Raw genomic sequence first — 17,939 nt, forward strand, 5'->3', positions numbered from 1 at the left:
TTTATTAATAATCACTAGCTAAAAACAGGTACACCAATAACTAACACATGTAGGTAAAGAGCAAACAAAATATACGCTATCAAGCCAATCACGACGGTGGCTATTGTCGCGGGAGCCGAGGTTGGTACTGGCTTAGCGGGATGTAGGCGATCACGCTTTTTGGCTGCCTTAAAGGCCAGAATAGCCCACACCAAAAATGCTGCAAAAAAGACAATATCGCCCAGTCGTCCATTAGCCAATAAGTGTGAAAATGCCCAAATTTTTACGGCCAACATCATCGGATGACCAAGCTTCGCTTTGATAGCATTACGCGGCACATAGGCTGCTACCAGCATAATAAAGGCAGGCACCATCAGCAGTGCTACCGCATGGCGTAAGCCCGTGGGGGGAAACCAGACGTAGATAGGGTCTAGGCGCATTTGGCCAAAACCGTAAATAGCAATTGCCAGTCCAATCACCGACACTACGGAGTACGCAATCTTCCAGGTGTTTTCGCCGCGTTTAACAATCTGTCGCTGACGCCAGTCTTCAGCAAAGATACGCACAGAATGGCTGCCAAGAAAAATCAGCAGGCCAATAATCATGATGGTCATAAAAGTAGCTCTCAGGTTATTTGCAGGTCATTGGTCGACTGCGAGGATGCCACACTAGCGCTCCAACCACATGACCAACTATCAACTTTTCGCTACCAGCGATCATCTGGCTCATTTTAAAACCAGTTTTTACGCTTAAATAACCAAATTAAACAACCTCCGATACCCAGCATGGCTCCCCAAACAAAAAAGTATCCGTACTGATAGCGCAGCTCTGGCATGTACTCAAAGTTCATGCCGTAAATACCGGCAATAAACGTCAGTGGCACAAATATGGCAGTAATCACCGTTAATACGCGCATGGTGATATTTAGCTGGTGAGAGGAAATCGAAATGTAACCATCAATGAGATCACCGCAAATGTCGTAATACATTTGTGTCAGTGTATATAGGCGCTCAAAGCGCTCCTCTACATCCGTGATGGCATGCAGCGTTTCACTTTCTCCGCGTGGCAGATGGGCATAGTCATAGGCAGTAAGCTCTTGGGTAATGCCTTTGTGGTAGCTAAAAATACGGCGCATCTTTACCAATCGTGAACGATAGGCGGTGATTTTCCGCATCAGCACATCATTACCAGCCTCTAAAAGCTCATCTTCTATATCGCTTAGCTCACTCTCAAACTCCAGTAAGCTATCGATGTAGAAGCCTGCTGAGATGTACATAATTTTCAGCGCGACACGCTCGGGAGATAGCGCCAGCAGTGTTTTTCCGTGCTCACTAAAGAGCCGTTCAATACTAAGCGCCTCACCAGCGTGCAGCGTGATTAGAAAACGCTCTCCAATAAAGAGGCACACCTGCTGAGGCACAAAGTTTAGCTGAGCATCAAAAGATGAAATACCTCGGTAAATAATCAGGGTATGGTGCTCAAACTCTTCAATTTTCGGCGGATGGCGCTCTTTGTGGGCATCTTGAATTGCCATTGGATGACAATCAAAACGCTCCAATAGCTGGCGTTCACTCTCCTCAGGCTCACCTTTCATGTCTATCCATAGGTGGCTACCGGGCGTCGTTTGCCAGTCATCAATGAGGCGTTCATCGCCTTCGCGCACATCGCCTTCTGATGTCGTTAGTAGGCTGCGAATCATGATCGTCCCTGTTAATTTGGCTCACGGCTTAACGTTACGGCCTAACGCTTCGTCGATTAGGCAGGTATGCCAGTGTAACGCTGACGACAATAGACGCCAGTAACGCCCCTAGAAAAGGCCCTAACGTTGGGATACTGCCTGGAAAGGTAGCCGCCATAATGCCAGCCGTAACGCTTCCCTGGCTTAGCCACCCCGGCAGTATTGCCCCTGCTAATCCAGCCATGCCGCCACCAATCGCCGCCACTGGCGTCATACGTTGCCACAGGCCAAGCAGCACAGGCACCACGATGGCAGCGCAAAGTAAGTCGGCTATCAAGAAGAGCCGTAGAACTGACAATCCTTGCAGGGCAATAAATACCACCGGCACCATCATTGCGACCGTTATCCAACGTGCGGTCGTTAAAGATGTTGCATGTCGTTCACCGCCACGCCCGACTATCAGCGACGCTATACCGTTTTGCAGCGTATCGACACTTGAGGTCACTAGCGTGACTGCTAACACCAATGCAGGTAACGCCACCCAGGCAGGCGCATCTGTTAACAGCGCAAAGAAAGGAATAGGTGGCTCTCCCAAAGCAACACCGCTCATGGCGGCCATGATGCCGATACCGCCGATCACCATCACAACCAGTACGGTCAGCCCGCCGCCTAGCCAAGCGCCTCGACCTAAGCTCTGGTCATCCTGAGCAGCCCACACACGCTGCCAATAGCCTTGGTGAAAAAGATTGGCGGCGGTCACCGCAATCACAAGCGTCAGGGCAACACTCAGCGCGCTTGCGATAGGAATAGAGGGCATGACGGCGTCATTCGGCATGGCTGGCAGCCGCCAAATCGCAACGCTACCCACAGCCAATAACAGGGCTAGCAAAAGCCATGCCTGCCAGCGATCCGTTGCGAGGCTTGCGCGCAACCCACCAATCACCGTATACACCAAGGTAGTGAGCGCAACGCCAATAATCACTAGTGCAGGTGGTACATCGGAAAGCAGTGCGGTAATAGCACCTATCGCCGTCAGTTCCGCTGCTAAAAAACAGCCCATGTAGGCTACGGACACCAGCAGCACCCAATGACGCACCCCCTTGCCGTAACAAGCGTGGGCGAATTCGGCAATGCTTCTGCCTTCTGGCAATGCGCGACGAATTTTTGGTCCGTACAACCCCAACACGATAAACGGCAGCGCAGAGCCAATGGCATAGCCTGCCAACGCTAACGGACCAACAAAGGCACCAATTTCAGGCGGCGCAAACAGAATCCAGGCGCCCATTCCCGAGGCTAAAAAGGAGAAGCCAAGTGTGGAAGCGGTTTGCGAATTTCGTGCCGTGACATAGTCATCAAGCGATCCCTGCACATGACGTGCACGCAGGCCCAGAAAAGCAAAACAGAATAGCGCCGCACCAAGTACGGCTGACGTTAGGTAAGGCATGTCGCACTTCCTCCGCCGGTATGAACCGGATCAGGTTCCAGGGTCTGCGCAGTGCGCATTCTCAGCCCAACAGCTGCGGGCTCCCCTGGCGACAGTGAATGGAGACGCTATCCTCGGTGAAAGCGGCTCGTTAGTAAAGGCTGGGCGTTAGTAAAATTTATCCGTGAGTAACGCCTAGATGTGCGTCTGTATCCTGCTAACGCGGTAGGCGGCCCATCAAATAAAACTCCTCATTGGGGGGCGTACCCGTCATGGTAACTAATCGATTCGACATGCCGAAAAAAGCAGCAATGGCGCCAATATCCCAACAGTCCTCTAGCGTAAAACCTACTTTCTCTAAGGTTGTTTGCCACGTGGCAGAGAACTCCCCAACTTCAATCCCGCAGTGCAATGCAAAATCCAGCATGACACGATGGCGTTCGCTTAGCCCTGCCGCTAGATGATTGATAGCGACATTGTCAGCGACTAAAGGGTCTTTACTATAAATTCTCAATAGCGCGCCATGGGCAACAACACAATAGAGACAACGATTGCGAGCACTGGTAGCCACAACAATCATCTCTTTTTCAGCTTTAGTCAGCGTGTCGGATTCACGCTCCATCAAAGCATCGTGATAAGCAAAAAAAGCGCGAAACTCCTCAGGGCGATGCGCCAGCATTAAGAACACATTGGGCACAAATCCCGCCTTGCTTTGCACTTTTAATATTGCATCGCGAACATCGTCAGGCAGTTCATCCAACGTTTCTGGTACACGGAAACGGCTAAGTCGATTAGTCATCGTTACACCTCATTTGCTGATTAAGCTTTAAATTTTTGTTTTGATTAAACAATCATGCTGTTGGATAACGCGATTCGGTAACAAAACACTAAACAAAGTGACTTTCAATCGTGGCTAACGCTGTCCATACTCTCAACTATTCAATGACCTATAAGCCGTGCAGTAAATGCAGCAAACGGCAATTAACAGGGACACCAAAATGCATTATTCCGAAGCCAAAGAGCATACGCCTGGGCGCTTGCATACTCTTTTTGCCGACCCTTATTGCGCGTTTAAAAACGACACCGATGAGCGTCAGCTGCATATCCGGATAATGCTGCACACCCTTCTGGCACTGCCTATGCATCACGCGCGTGCCACGCTCCGGGTTATCCATGGCTGGGAAAACGGCGGCTTCGAGCCAAGTGATCTAAAGCACAAGGACTTCCCGCTTGCCTCTTTAGATGATTTCCACCGAGTGGTTAACGAGGTCTCCCCGAACCCTCAAGAACACGAGACGTCGTTAAGCGCTAGCACGCCGCTCCTCTCAGCACCACTGGCGAGCATATTCGCCAGTGCAGAAGCCGATGGCATCATCGTTTCTGACACGCTGCGCAGCACACCTGCCCGCTGGCCTGCTTTGAAAGGCGGTTTAGCCATTTATACGCTCTTCAAAATGTATCATCGCTTAGTTTATGGCGAAGATGATAACTACCGCTGCTCTCAGTGTGAAACGCCTGATGGCCTGCGTGAGCTGCATGAATTTCATCTTGAAGAAGGCGAATTTGCACTGTTAGTTCCTCACAACGCAAAAACGCAAACGGCCACCCCCACCATTCTCGTTATGCACGCCAGTCAGCTTGGCCCTATCGGCCAACTCCTAAAAAGAAGCCTGCCGTTATTTCAGAATACTTAAGCCGAAACGTTAAAAGCCCCGCTTATCGCGGGGCTTCTCCATGGTGCAATTAACTCAACGAAATAGTGCTATTAATACCGCTAGATACATTTTCTGGCTCAAACCAGCGGGCAGTGACCGTTTTGGTCTGCGTCCAGAAGGTAATTGCCTGCTTGCCATTCGGCCCCAAGTCGCCAAGCTTGGAAGCTCGCGAACCCGTAAAACTGAAGTAAGCGACGGGTACAGGGATCGGCACGTTGATACCAATCTGGCCTACGTCGATATCCGTTTCAAAGCGCCGTGCTACCCAACCTGAGTTGGTAAAGATCGACGTACCGTTGCCGTTAGGGTTAGCGTTGATAAACGCAATCGCGTCATCCAGCGTCTCCACACTGACCACGCATAGCACTGGGCCAAAAATTTCTTCCCGGTACACCGTCATATCAGCGGTCACATCGGCAAATAGAGTTGGGCCAACAAAGTTGCCGTTTGGATAGCCCTCTACCGTGCAACCACGGCCGTCCACCAGCAGCTTAGCGCCCTCTTTCTCACCCGCTGAAATCAGGCGTTCAACGCGCTCTTTCGCTTGTGGTGAGACAAGCGGCCCTAGGTCTGCATCGCGCTGAGTGCCAGGACCGACTTTCATGCTGCGCGCGCCTTCCTCAATATCTTTCAGCCACTCTCGCGCTTCACCGACTAGCACGACAACCGAGTTAGCCATGCAGCGCTGGCCAGCAGCACCAAACGCCGAGCCGAGTAGGCTATCAATCGCCTGACTGCGGTTGGCGTCCGGCATTACAACGCAGTGGTTTTTAGCTCCCATCATCGACTGCATACGCTTTCCAGCGGCGGCGGCACGGTTGTAAAGCAAGGAGCCCACATGGGTCGAGCCAATAAACGAAAGTGCTTTAATATCCTGATGGTCGGCGATTTGGTTGGCAACATCAGGACCGCCATGAACCACGTTTAAAACGCCGGCGGGGACGCCCGCTTCATGGGCAAGTTCAACCAGTCGCATGGTGGAACTAGGGTCTTGCTCAGACGGTTTCAGGACAAAGGTATTTCCCGTTGCGATGGCAAGCGGGAACATAAAACAGGGCAGCATAATCGGGAAGTTGAAGGCGGTAATGCCCGCGCCAACGCCCAGCGGCTGGTGCATGGTGTAAACATCGACTTCATTCGCGGCGTTTTCCGCCAGTTCACCCAACTGCAGCGACGTAATTGAACAAGCGTGTTCCACGACCTCTAAACCGCGCCCTACTTCACCTTCAGCGTCAGGCAAAGTTTTGCCGTGCTCTTCGGTGATTAGCGCGGCTAATTCAGCGGTATTTTCGCGTATCAGTGCCTGAAGTTTCAGCATGATGCGCATGCGCTTGCCAAGCGGCACTTTACGCCACCCTTTAAAAGCTGTTTTAGCGCTGGCAATCGCACGTTCCACCTCTTCGGCGGTACAAAATGGTACACGGGCAACCACTTCCTGAGTCGCAGGATTGACCACATCACGCCAATCCTGGCTTTGTGACATGACTGGCTGGCCATCGATATACATAGGGATTTCACGAACGGACATGACTTCCTTCCTCAACGTTGTGTTTGTTATGAGACGCAAAGATGAACCCTAGGGTATATCAGCAAGTTGACGTAAACGTCAATTAGCCACTTGATAAAGAGTTAGCCAGCTCAGCGCTGAGCAAGCAGCCAGGGGCTGATGTTCCGCCATTAAAAGGCATCATAAACGCCGTGGAGAACATCAGTTCTGCTAGAGGTTGAAATGGGTGTGATAGCGATTAACGCTGGATAAGCCCGTTGGTTAACCACGGCAACCAGGCGAGAAGAACAAGGGTCACTAACGTTGCTAGCAAAAACGGCAGCAGCGAGCGAAATATTTTAAGCGGCGACGCGCCGGTCATTGAGGAAGCGATAAACAGCCCTGCCCCTACGGGGGGCGTTAACAACCCCATTACCAGGGTTAAACACACCACTACACCAAACTGATAGGGGCTAATAGCGAATTGGCTTTGGGCAATGGGCATTAAAATCGGCACCACTAAGATTAGCGCCGCAATGCCATCAATCACCATTCCCACTAACAGCAGTGCGCCAATCACCAGTAGCAAGAACACGAAGGGGTCGCTGGTCAACGCGGCAATCCATGCGGCGGCCATTTGCGGAAGCTGCTCATAAATCACCACCCAGCCAAACACGCCAGCGGCGGCAATCAGCATAATGACCAACCCCGCATTAATCGCTGTGCGCGTTAGCACCTGGGGTAACTGGCTTAAACGCAGGTCACCGTAGACAAAGCGGCCCATGATTAAAGCCGCTAGAGAGGCCAGCGCAGCCGACTCGGTTGGCGTGGCAACCCCCCACAAAATACCGCCAATAATGATCACGGGAATGAGCAGTGCAGGCAGCCCCCAAAGCAGGTCATGAAGCGCCTGAGAGCGAGTAGGCCACTGGCCTTTAGGGTACTGCTGAACCAAACCTACCAAGGCAATCACGATAAAAAAGCTGGTTCCCAAAAGCAGCCCTGGCAACAACCCAGCAATAAACATTTCCGCAATAGGCACTTGGGCCATGACGCCAAACAACACAAACAGCATGGAAGGTGGAATAATCGGCGACAGTAGCCCACCCGCGGCGGTAATCGCTGCGCTGTAGGATTTGTCATAACCTTCCTGCTCCATTGCTGGCACCATTGCACGAGACATAATGGCAATTTGCGAGGCTGCCGAACCAATAATCGCCGCCATCATCATGTTGGCGACTAAATTGATATAGGCGAGTCCACCGCGAAATCCTCCTACTAAAATGCGCGCTAGAGCGATTAAACGGCGGGTTAAACCGCCTTCATTCATTAATTCGCCCGCCAACATAAATAACGGAATCGCCAGTAATCCATAGCTTTCAATGGCGCTAAACAGCTGCTGTGGATACGAATCAAACAACACCGTATTGCCTGACATCTGGATATACCACATGGCAGTCAATGCCAGCACTAGCGCAATGGGCACAGCGCCGAGCAACAGCAGCAAGAAAACAGCAATCGTCATAAACGTACCGTCAATAGGGTAAGCAGGATTAGCGTAGCGTTTTGGCGGTGGGTGCTTGGGTCGGCGTTCGCCACTGTTTGAGTGACTGGATAAGATTCGTCCAGCCATGCAGGCTAAGGGAAAATGCAAACCACGGCACAATTAACCACGCCCAGAATTTTTTAATGCCAAGCGTGGAAGTGTTTTCAGCGTAAATAAAATTGAATGTTTGCCCTTGAAAAGCACGGGTATCAAACCCCGCTTGCACCAGTGCAAGGGGCTGATACCAACGCCAACAAAGCCACGCTAACAGCAGGGCAAATAGCAGCACCATGGCATCTACCCAGACACCTATCAGTTTCCGGCCGGTTTGCGGTAGCAGATCACTCAGCAACGTGACCGCTATCCCCTGGCGGCGTTTAAACACCGTGGCGGCTATCAAAAAGGTCATCCAAATCATGGCATAAATCGCCAGCTCGCTAATCCAGTAAAGCGGGCTACCTAGCGCGCGAAACGCAATATTGGTGAGAATCAGACAGGTAACCGCCGCCGCTAAAGCAGCGGCGGCAATCTCTTCACAGCGTGCAAGCCCTGATGAAAAACGTTGCAGCATATTACTCGTCACGTAACCGGTCAGCTTCGGCGCGTAACGTTTCTAACATAGGTGCCTTAGGCGCCCAGATGTTTTCCCACTGTGCAATGGCGTCAGAGAAAAACTCAGCATCCGCTTCAACGATGTTGATATCCAAGGCGCGAATTTCCTCTTCCTGAGCGGCATCCTTCTCTTCAAAACCCACCAGCACGTTCTCTAGATGCTCAGCCATCGCAGTATCAATCAGCTCACGATCTTGTTCAGAAAGATCGCGCCATACTCTCCCAGACACGACGCCCACCATAGGGAACATCATATGGTTAGAAATCAGCAGGTTTTCCGCCTGCTCGTAGAATTTCAAAATCAAAATAGAGTCGAAATCCATATCAATGGCATCGACCTGACCGTTAGCCAGCGCGTCATACACTTCTAATAGCGGCATGGGCGCAGGGGCAGCACCCGTGGCCGTATAGAAATCCCGAATGGGCTCGAAAGGGGTAATACGTAAGCGCTGCCCCTGCAGATCGTCGGCGCTTTCAATAGGGTCACGGCTGAGCACTTGGCGCATGCCTACCATGCCGTAGCCAACGCCAATTAAGCCGACTTCTTGTGGCATTAATTCGAGTAGTTCCCCAGCCGCGTCAGAACGCAACAGCCGTGCCGCGTGATTAACGTCATCGACCAAGTAAGGCGCGTATAGTGCGCCAAAATCTGGAATACGGTTGGAAATTTCGGCAATCGTCAAGAAAGCCATATCTAACGCGCCGGTTTGCAGTTGCTGAACCATTTGCGCTTCATTGCCAAGCTGCTGAGCTGGAAAAACACTAACGCTATGCTCACCACCAGAGCGCTCGTTCAGTGTTTGGGCAAAGGCTTCTGCCTCGGTAGACCATAGATGCTGTGCGGGCGTGATAAGACCGAGACGAAAATCCCGCGCCTGAGCACTCATGGCTGAAACGGCAAGCGTAGCTGCTGCGCAGGCAAGCGTAAGCGTTTTGATACGGTTCATGCAAAGCCTCTTGTATCCAGCGGAAGCGCCTAAAGCGCTTCGCGCGTTTTTTTAATTGATAGGCTTTGAGAATACCTTAGCGTTAGCGTTAATGGCACCCACCATTACGCTAACGCAACGACACCACCTACACTGCTTCGTAAGCCGCCTTTAAGCGGTAGAACTCATCAACAATCGCTGCCATTTCAGTCGCGTCGTACTCACATAAGCCACTAACCACTAGTTTCTTCGAGCCCACCCCAACCGCTTCTCCAGCAGACTCAATCGAAAACTCAAGTAAGGCATCGGCACGCTTACCTTGAACCTCTAACGAGGAGCTTGTTAGGGCTAAGTTCGGCGAGAAACCGTCTAGACGCTCTAAGGAAAACCCCATGCTGTCGTAAATAACCAAGGGGCGCTTGGGGTTAAACATTACCCCATGCTGCTCCATCAAAGGCTTTAAGTAGTGAGGAAAATTTTTACCTGAAAACGCCACATAGCAGCGGGCAAACGCTTCAACAGCCGCTTCATCGTGAGTTACCTCTCCGCCACGCGTCACCTGCAGGTAGCACTTGCCCCCTTCATCACAGACAAGTAGATCACCATTCGCTTCTTCACTAAACTTGAGAGGAGTGTCAGCTCCCACCATATTGGTGAAGCGAAATTCCATTTGTCGCGACAACCCAAACTTCACCAGCACCAGTGTAAATAGCAGGTCTCCAGGTACGCAAAAACGGCGCGCATCTGGATTGTGAATCGGGTTGTAATCGCCGGCCACGCCTTTGGCGAAACGGCTGGCCTGCTCAGCAGAGATCACAACATACTCTCCGCGTTGCGCGTAAAAATCCTTGAACATGGCTTTGCTGCCTGCCTAGCGTTGAAATCGAAAACCCATTACGGCCCCACGACGCGCATAATGCCATAAAACACGCGCCGACAGGAGTCATCTGCAAGGAAGCCCGTATGCCAAAAGAGAGCCCTAGGTCAAAACGTCTACTCCGCCTCCTGATAATCACGCTGTTAAGCGCTTTGGTAGCGACATTAGTATGGGTACTTGGCAGTACTTGGCTGCTAAATAGTCAATGGCTACCCAAACGGCTGTCTCAGATTGAGGGGGTCGAAGTGCGCTGGACGAATGCAAACAGTCTGCATCCAGGACGCTGGGAGGTAGAGAACCTTTACTTGGCACGGGAGGACGACAGCTTACCGATATCCGTTGAAGCCCAACGTGCAACGCTTTCGCTGTCGTTACTAGCACTTCTGCGCGGCGAGCTGCACATACAGGCACTCGATGCCAACGGGCTTCGCCGCTTGACCATAGGCGATATTGCTCTCGAGGCACAAGGCCAACTGCAGGTGGCGGATACCCAGTTAAGTCGCGCTGCATTAGCCGTTCCAAGTGTGTCGTTGGATATCAGCCAAGGTCACCTAATACGCCTTAGCGACCAAGCCTCGTTAGTACAAAATATCCAGTTACGCGCAGATGCCTCCCTGAACAGTGTTACTACCGCGCAAATTCCCCGCGAAGCGCTTACCGCTGAACTGCTCAGCGCCCTGTCTGCACAACTGACCATCGCGGCGCAGGCAGATGCCTGGGATGTATTTATGCCCTACCTAGAAGCGCTGCCCTGGCTGACACTTGATGGTCACGGCAACTTAACGGGTGAACTTAACCTAAGCGATGGCAAGCTACAGCGTGGTAGCGAGCTAACCTTAAATGCCCCCGAATTGCGCTTAGCGGTGAACGAACAGCGCCTGCAACCCCGGGAAACAGACAACCTGCGTTGGTTGGTTGCAGAAACACCGCCTCCGCTCCACACCGCCATTGGTGAAGGCGCCGTGCGTTTGGCGGTAGAAGACAATGAGCTCAACTTTTCAACGCAACTCATCAATGTCGTCTTGGCGGATACCCACCCTTATGCCTCCAATACGCAACTTCACCTAGCGACCAGCATGCCCAATCAACGCCTAGACCAGCTAGACCTGCCCACTGGCGCCTCGCTGGAACTACAGGGCGACGTCACTCGTCTGGACATGCTTGATCGCTATCTGGCACACACCTTTGACGGCCAAGGGGTTCGGCTTGAAGGTAACGGTCAAATTGAAGCTAGCGTGACGCTTCGTGACGCCAAGCCTTATGACGCCTTTTTAGCGATTCAAGCACCAACACTTGCGGCTAATTTAGTTGATTTCACGGCTCAAGGAAGCGGCTCGTTGGCCGCACAACTGTCGAACGAAGAGACAATAGACGCGACACTCACCTTCACTGACGCCACCCTTAGCCACCATCAGCGAACGTTGATGGCGGACGCGGCCATTACGTTGAATGCGCTTAGCCCACTGAACCCAGCGCTAGCGCGAGAAAACGCCACTGCCCGCCTAACCTGGCAGTCCGCGCGGTTACCCGACATTAGCGTGTTACAAACTTATCTTAAAGCCGCCCTGCCCGACCCTGCCCCATTGCAATTGCTTAGCGGCCAAGCGACTAGCCGTGGGCAGCTCGACTTCACCACCGATCAAATGCGCGGTGAGATCTTTTTAACAGGAGAGCAACTAGCCACCCGCTGGCAACACACTGAACAGAACGGCGTACTGGAAAGCGACGCACAGCTTAGGTTAGCCATTCGCCAAGCCGCTCTTGATGGCACAAGGCTTGATATCAGCGGTTCACGCCTACGCTGGCAAGTGGCGGATACGCAGTCTACCAACGAGCGATTAGAGAGTATTTTAGTGCTCAATGACGGCCGTTTTCAGCGCAGCGACAGCAACGGTGATGAGGATAAACCGCTCAGTGGCGAGTTTTCACTCGAAGGTAGCGTTCAGCGACTGGGGTTCTTAAATACCTTTTTACCCGACGCCCATGGCTTGGCAATTGCGGGTAACGGCCAACTGTTCGCTCAAGGGACTTTTGGTAATGACCGCTTACTTGCCCCCACCCGCCTACGAGTGAATGCCAATCAGCTTGAGGTGGCATTTTTAGATTACGTCGCTACTGGGCGCGGCGAACTGACTGCCCAGCTCGACACGTCTGAGCAGGCCCAGCTTTCACTAGGCATTCCACACTTTGCGCTTATGCGCCAGGACGATGACCGCCCCCACTTGGAAGGCCGCCACTTTGCCCTCACGACCGAAACTGAACGTTTCAGTGACGTGCTGGAGTCGCCAGAGCCCGATTTCTTCACTACCCGCATCGCGCTGCCTATTACGGAGGTGCCCGACTTCACCCGCTATAACCACTACCTACCTGAAAATGCCGGGGTTACCTTATTGGGCGGCCAAGCTAGCCTAACCAGCGAATGGCTGCTGGAGGGGCTTACCGCCCAGGGAGACATGACACTACGTGCATTTGGTGCCGAACTAGCGCTACTTGATCAACAGCTTAAGGGCGATGTTGAATTACATCTGCAGCTCACCGAAGGTGATTTAGAAACACGGCGCTTCACCGCCAATGACTCGTTTCTACGTCTTGAAAACGTCTTTCGGCAAAGCGCGGAAGGCACACAGGATGCTGGCTGGTGGGTGCAGCTCACGATGGAAGAAGCACAACTTGAGTGGGATGATCCTATTCGTTTAACCAGCCAACTGCGCCTTGGCATGCGCGACACTGGGCTATTGGCCCGGCTCTTTCTCGCCCGCGCCAGACAAAGTGATTGGCTGGGACGGTTATTAAACGTGCATGACATTAACGGTAGCGCGCAGCTGCAGATCAACGGCGAACGCATACGCCTACATGATCTCACGCTTAGCGGCGGACCGCTTTTACTGCTTTCCGATGTCACCTTGGCTGAAAAAAGCGCCAATGGCGCGCTCTATGCACACCTTGGCGCATTAGGGATAGGTGTAGAGCTGATCGACAGCGAACCCTCGTTAAAGGTACTGCAACCAAGACGCTGGTTTGATCGCTGGCGAGAAGCAAATGCGTTTTGAAAGTGAGCGAAAGAGAAGATAGCGACGAAAAAAGAAAAGAATAAGCGCGCCTTCCTTTAGCGTTATAGCGAAAGGAAGGCCACCCAGCTAACGTTTTTTACGCTCTCGCCGGATCATGCGTACCCGCTCTTTAGCTTTCTGAGGGGTTGATAGCGGTGCCGAAGCCTCATCTTGCGTTTTCGGTGGTAGGGTAACCCAGGCAAATACCGGTAGCGCCAGGCGCCAGTGAATCGCCGCTAGGCGCAATCCGAGTGTCGCCGTTAATGCAGCGGCAATCGCAACGGTTAGCGGCGCCTCTAATGCATCGAGCGCCACATACACAATCCCCCCCGCCAAGGCTGCCGTGGCGTAGATCTCCTCACGGAGCACCATGGGCACCCGCTGGGCTAACACATCACGGATCATGCCCCCCGCCACGCCGGTCATCATGCCCATTAACACCGCCACAACGCCTGATGTGCCCAGCAACAGTGCTTCATGGGTGCCAATGACAGTAAATAGCGCCAGTCCAAACGCATCAGCGACAGGCAAAAAGCCCCGAGAAAGGCGATGAATATAGTGAAACCCCACCAAAGACACGCCGACTGTGGCTAATATCACCCACAAATAGGTCGGATCAGTTACCCAGAATACCGGGCGAACGCCCAACACCAGCTCTCTGAGTGTGCCGCCGCCAATACCGGTCACCGCCGCCAACACCAGCATACCGAAGGGATCCATTCGCGAACGACAGGCTAAAATCACCCCTGACAAGGCGAATACGATGACACCCGCCATATCTAACCAATAAATCACACCCGACACACGACTCTCCTTAGAGACATGCTCAGTAAGGCAAGTAGGATAGCACTCCACTGCGTATTCAGGTCATCAACGAGAGGATGAGGCCACTAAACAGTGGCTGTTACGCAGTACACAGGCCAATATACGCCGAGTAGGTTACGCTAGTGAACAGCTTCATCCATAGACTGCAAGGAGCACACATGGACTGGAACCCTGCTTATACTTGGCTGGTGATTGCTCTGCTGCTGAGTCTCGCAGAATTGACGTCTGGCGCAATGTTACTGCTTGCACTGGGAGTTGCTGCGGCGCTGACCGCGGCGGTCACAGCACTGGGATTATCACTGCCGTGGCAGTTACTTAGTATGGGAATTTTCGCGGGTGTCTTAGTGCCTTTAGGCATTATGGTTATTCGTCCGCGCTTTTCGCCCAAAGGTGTGGCCTACGGCACAACCGGCACGGGCGTTGAAAAAGGTAACCATTACAAAACACTGGTTCGCGACTTTGACAACGCCACCGGCATTAAAGTGAACGGTGATTTCTACCGTTTGCGTGTCATCGAGAGCGGTGATACCGAATTGCCACCAGGCACCCGAGTCATCTTTAAGCGATTTGAGGGTACCACGGCCTTAGTGACGCTGACACCCCCAGAAAATGCTAGCCCTCAGGATGCAATTTCCCCACGCAAGGAGCCATAAGCATGAATAACCTCATGGATTTATCAATTAGCCCAGGCCTGCTCATCAGTCTGATTATTGTCGTTATTGGCGTGCTCATCATCTCGAAAGGATTGGTCATTGTTCGCCAGTCAGAAGTGATGGTGATTGAGCGACTAGGTTCGTTTCATCGCGTACTTGAAAGCGGCATCAACATCATTATTCCGTTTATTGAACAACCACGCGCAATCACAATGCTGCGCTATCGCAAAATGGGCGAAGATTACACAGCGATTACCAGCGATGAAACACGCATCGATCGCCGTGAAACGGTCATGGACTTTCCTGGCCAGCCGGTCGTCACCACGGATAACGTCACCGTGAGAATCAATGGTGCGCTTTACTATCAAATTATCGACCCTAAACGAGCTGTCTATGAAGTAGAGAATATGAGCCAAGCAGTCGAGGTTCTGGCCAAAACCACGCTTCGCTCAGTGGTCGGTAAGATGGAACTAGATAAGCTGTTTGAGTCTCGTGCCGAAGTTAACAATGAAATCCAGGCAGCGATGGAAGAGCCCGCTTCCAAATGGGGTGTCAAAATCTCCCGGGTAGAGGTGCAGGATATCGCCATGCCAGAAGAGGTAGAGTCTGCGATGCGCCTGCAGATGGCTGCTGAACGTAAACGCCGCGCGACAGTGACAGAAGCAGAAGGTGAAAAGTCTGCAGCCATTGCAATGGCTCAAGGCCAGCGTGAGTCGGCCATTCTTAACGCCCAGGGTGATAAAGAGTCGGCGATTTTACGCGCTCAAGGTGAGCAGGAATCCATCAAACTCGTGCTTAGTGCCATCGGCGATAGCGAAGAGAACAAGCGTACCGTAGTGGGTTACCTACTTGGTCAAAGCTATATCAAAGGGCTGCCCAACATGGCGAAAGAGGGTGAGCGGGTATTCGTACCTTACGAGTCCTCTGCTCTACTGGGGTCAATGGGCATGTTCCGTGAAATGGCAGGATCGCCTGAAGATACCGTCGCCAACCATCTCAAAAATCGCAACAGCAGCGAGAGCAGTTTGCGCAGCGGCATCGTCGGCGGCGCCGCATCCACTTAAAAAGTATGATTTTAATAATACTACGCTAGTTACTATTTCTACCAATTGCGTCTATCAGCTATTCCTATCAGCGACGCAAAACCTACCAAGGCTGGGCCAACAGGGGCCCAGCTCCCTCTGTCACTCTCTAGCAACATTTAGTAACGTTGACGAAACTACCATCGCCTTAGGCATATTTTTAGTTAAACTGGGAAGAATCTTTGCTGCTTGCCTCATGTGCGCCTCAATCAACTCGCAGGCTTTGATTGAAGTACTTACTAGAAGAAGGATCATAATCAGGAGATTAGACGTTCATCATGCTGCCTCGTTGGCTTGCCATACGTCATTACACTCAGTTGCTCCTAATACTGACCACGCTTGTGATGCTTCCAAGTGGGCTTTGCGCTGCTTACCCGCCACAACCCCTGCCAAGTTGGGAGTATCGCTGGGGCGACTCTCCGCAGGATTCAAATAACCGCTTTCTATGGCTACACAGCAACCCAAGCGATTGGCAGGCGATTGATTCTCCATTTAACCCGCCTGGCCGCGAGGGGCGCGAACATCTCTGGTTACGCACAACGCTGCCCGCCGGAGACTGGAACGATCCCGTTCTCTTTATCACTAGCATGAATCTTATCGGACAGGTTTATCTAGGTGACAACCTTATTTACCAATACGGTGAGTTTGACGCTCAGGGTAAGGGGAGTTTTGCAGGTTGGCCCTGGCATATGATCGACTTACCCGATAATGCTGCCGGGCAACAACTCACTTTTCGCTTCTACTCTGACTACACCAGCATTGGTCTATGGGGCCAAGTGCAAGTGATGGAACGTAGTGATGTACTCAATCAGGTTATTCACGACTCCGCTCAAGACCTTGGCGTGAGTGCACTGGTGTTAGTGCTAGCAATTCTGGCAACTATTTTCGCGTTGATAGGGCCACAACGCCAAGGCTTTGGTGCCATTGCGCTGTTTGCCTATGCGTCAGGGTTGATGTTGCTTGCTGAAACCCCTGCTCGCCAGCTAATTTCCGAGTGCGCTCTGGGCTGGGACATGTTGCGAGCAGGCAGCTACTATACACTGCCAGTGGCATTAGGCTTATTGCTCAGCGACTGGCTGAAAGGCACGGCCAAACGCTGGATCACACGGCTATGGGTTACCCATCTGCTATACCTCGTTTTCGCCATGGGGTTAGTTCTGTTGGGCGTGATCAGCCTTTCGCTTACTTTCCCCATCTTTGATGTCATGCTAGCCATCTCGCTCCCTGTCATGTTGGTGCTAGCACTCATACGCTTTCAATGGCTGAATGTGGAACAGCGGCTACTAGTGGTGAGCTTTACTTTTTTCGCCCCACTGCTGTTAGCCGACATGGCCGTTGCCCATGGTTTTATAGCCTGGCGCAGCGTGCCATTAAGCTATGGCACATTAGCTTTCGCAGTCGCTAACGCTGCTATTTTTCTGTGGCACTATCGCCATACTCAACAACAACTTGCCCTTGCCAATGAAACTCTTGAGCAACAAGTAGCGTCCCGTACCGCTGATCTTGACCGACTCGTTCAGGAGTTAGATAGCCTATCCCGCAAAGATCCATTGACGGGCCTGCATAATCGTCGTCACTTCGACTCAGCATTTGAGCACCAGTGCCAGCGAGTACGGCAGCCTACCAGCCAACTCTCTGTACTTATGCTGGATGTGGACTATTTCAAACAGATCAACGACGATTTTGGTCATGATGCAGGAGACACTGTACTGGTGGAAATTGCACAGTTGCTGCGACAGCATCTACGCGATCTCGACGTCATCTGTCGTTTTGGTGGGGAGGAGTTTGTTGCCTTGCTGCCTGCCACATCGCGAACTGTTGCCGAATCCAGAGCAAAAGCACTGCTAATATCCATCTCGCAAACGGCATTTGCTCATCAGGATATACCGCTCCGGCAAATCACGCTTTCCTGCGGGGTGGCCACTTACCCTGATCACACCCAAGACCCCAGGAAATTGCTACGACTTGCCGACGAGGCACTTTATCAAGCAAAACACAGCGGGCGAAACCGCTGTGTTGTTTGGGAAGACTCTCTTGAAGATCAAGGCTTTTTATTCGGTAAACGGCAAACACTATGAACGTTAATG

General features: G+C 52.1%; 15 protein-coding genes and 1 riboswitch. Of the genes, 5 read left to right on the top strand and 10 right to left on the bottom strand.

Going from position 1 to position 17,939, the window contains the following annotated elements:
• Positions 1-14: 14 nt before the first annotated feature.
• The 4 genes from NF683_RS00845 to NF683_RS00860 all read right to left on the bottom strand — a co-directional run bounded on the left by NF683_RS00845 (position 15) and on the right by NF683_RS00860 (position 3,879).
• Positions 15-593, bottom strand: a complete 579-nt coding sequence (locus NF683_RS00845; RefSeq protein WP_089039488.1) for an NnrU family protein — start codon at positions 591-593, stop codon at positions 15-17.
• A 116-nt stretch (positions 594-709) separates the two neighbouring features.
• On the bottom strand, positions 710-1,678 hold the full coding sequence (corA, locus tag NF683_RS00850; RefSeq protein WP_193068273.1) for a magnesium/cobalt transporter CorA: 969 nt from the start codon (positions 1,676-1,678) through the stop codon (positions 710-712).
• Positions 1,679-1,712: 34 nt separating this feature from the next.
• Entirely contained in the window at positions 1,713-3,101 is a 1,389-nt protein-coding gene (locus NF683_RS00855; RefSeq protein ID WP_089039490.1) for an SLC5/6 family protein, read from the bottom strand.
• Positions 3,091-3,198: riboswitch (TPP riboswitch) on the bottom strand. (Overlaps the previous gene by 11 nt.)
• Positions 3,199-3,297: 99 nt before the next feature.
• On the bottom strand, positions 3,298-3,879 hold the full coding sequence (locus tag NF683_RS00860) for a peroxidase-related enzyme (protein ID WP_089039491.1): 582 nt from the start codon (positions 3,877-3,879) through the stop codon (positions 3,298-3,300).
• 199 nt (positions 3,880-4,078) lie between these two features.
• Between NF683_RS00860 and NF683_RS00865 the strand changes: the two genes are divergently transcribed.
• Positions 4,079-4,774 (top strand): hypothetical protein, encoded by a 696-nt coding sequence (locus tag NF683_RS00865; RefSeq protein WP_089039492.1) that lies wholly within the window; start codon positions 4,079-4,081, stop codon positions 4,772-4,774.
• Between the two features lie 49 nt (positions 4,775-4,823).
• Here the strand turns inward: NF683_RS00865 and NF683_RS00870 are convergent, their stop codons facing one another.
• From NF683_RS00870 to NF683_RS00890, 5 genes are all read right to left on the bottom strand, one after another.
• Positions 4,824-6,323 carry a CoA-acylating methylmalonate-semialdehyde dehydrogenase gene (locus NF683_RS00870; RefSeq protein ID WP_089039493.1) on the bottom strand — a complete coding sequence of 500 codons (1,500 nt, stop codon included), beginning with the start codon at positions 6,321-6,323 and terminating at the stop codon, positions 4,824-4,826.
• Between the two features lie 217 nt (positions 6,324-6,540).
• A complete protein-coding gene (locus NF683_RS00875) occupies positions 6,541-7,806 on the bottom strand; it encodes a TRAP transporter large permease (protein ID WP_089039494.1) in 1,266 nt (421 codons plus the stop codon).
• A gap of 28 nt (positions 7,807-7,834) precedes the next feature.
• Complete coding sequence (locus NF683_RS00880) at positions 7,835-8,398, bottom strand: TRAP transporter small permease (RefSeq protein ID WP_089039495.1); 564 nt, start codon at positions 8,396-8,398, stop codon at positions 7,835-7,837.
• Position 8,399: 1 nt separating this feature from the next.
• Entirely contained in the window at positions 8,400-9,386 is a 987-nt protein-coding gene (locus tag NF683_RS00885; RefSeq protein WP_193067969.1) for a TRAP transporter substrate-binding protein, read from the bottom strand.
• Between the two features lie 127 nt (positions 9,387-9,513).
• Positions 9,514-10,221, bottom strand: a complete 708-nt coding sequence (locus NF683_RS00890) for a DUF3581 family protein (RefSeq protein WP_089039497.1) — start codon at positions 10,219-10,221, stop codon at positions 9,514-9,516.
• Positions 10,222-10,328: 107 nt separating this feature from the next.
• Here NF683_RS00890 and NF683_RS00895 point away from each other — a divergent pair, with 107 nt between their 5' ends.
• Positions 10,329-13,292: a translocation/assembly module TamB domain-containing protein gene (locus NF683_RS00895; protein WP_193085819.1), complete on the top strand. Its 2,964-nt coding sequence runs from the start codon at positions 10,329-10,331 to the stop codon at positions 13,290-13,292.
• Positions 13,293-13,379: 87 nt separating this feature from the next.
• Here the strand turns inward: NF683_RS00895 and NF683_RS00900 are convergent, their stop codons facing one another.
• Complete coding sequence (locus NF683_RS00900) at positions 13,380-14,096, bottom strand: trimeric intracellular cation channel family protein (RefSeq protein WP_193067435.1); 717 nt, start codon at positions 14,094-14,096, stop codon at positions 13,380-13,382.
• Positions 14,097-14,275: 179 nt separating this feature from the next.
• Here NF683_RS00900 and NF683_RS00905 point away from each other — a divergent pair, with 179 nt between their 5' ends.
• The 3 genes from NF683_RS00905 (at position 14,276) to NF683_RS00915 (ending at position 17,930) form a co-directional block, all read left to right on the top strand.
• Positions 14,276-14,770 (top strand): NfeD family protein, encoded by a 495-nt coding sequence (locus tag NF683_RS00905; RefSeq protein ID WP_089039500.1) that lies wholly within the window; start codon positions 14,276-14,278, stop codon positions 14,768-14,770.
• A gap of 14 nt (positions 14,771-14,784) precedes the next feature.
• Positions 14,785-15,834, top strand: coding sequence for an SPFH domain-containing protein (locus NF683_RS00910; protein WP_089040928.1), 1,050 nt, complete (start codon positions 14,785-14,787; stop codon positions 15,832-15,834).
• Between the two features lie 296 nt (positions 15,835-16,130).
• Positions 16,131-17,930: a GGDEF domain-containing protein gene (locus tag NF683_RS00915; RefSeq protein ID WP_193067436.1), complete on the top strand. Its 1,800-nt coding sequence runs from the start codon at positions 16,131-16,133 to the stop codon at positions 17,928-17,930.
• Positions 17,931-17,939 lie beyond the last annotated feature (9 nt).

Origin of the sequence: Halomonas sp. MS1 (assembly GCF_024182575.1) — a bacterium.
Lineage (GTDB): Bacteria > Pseudomonadota > Gammaproteobacteria > Pseudomonadales > Halomonadaceae > Vreelandella.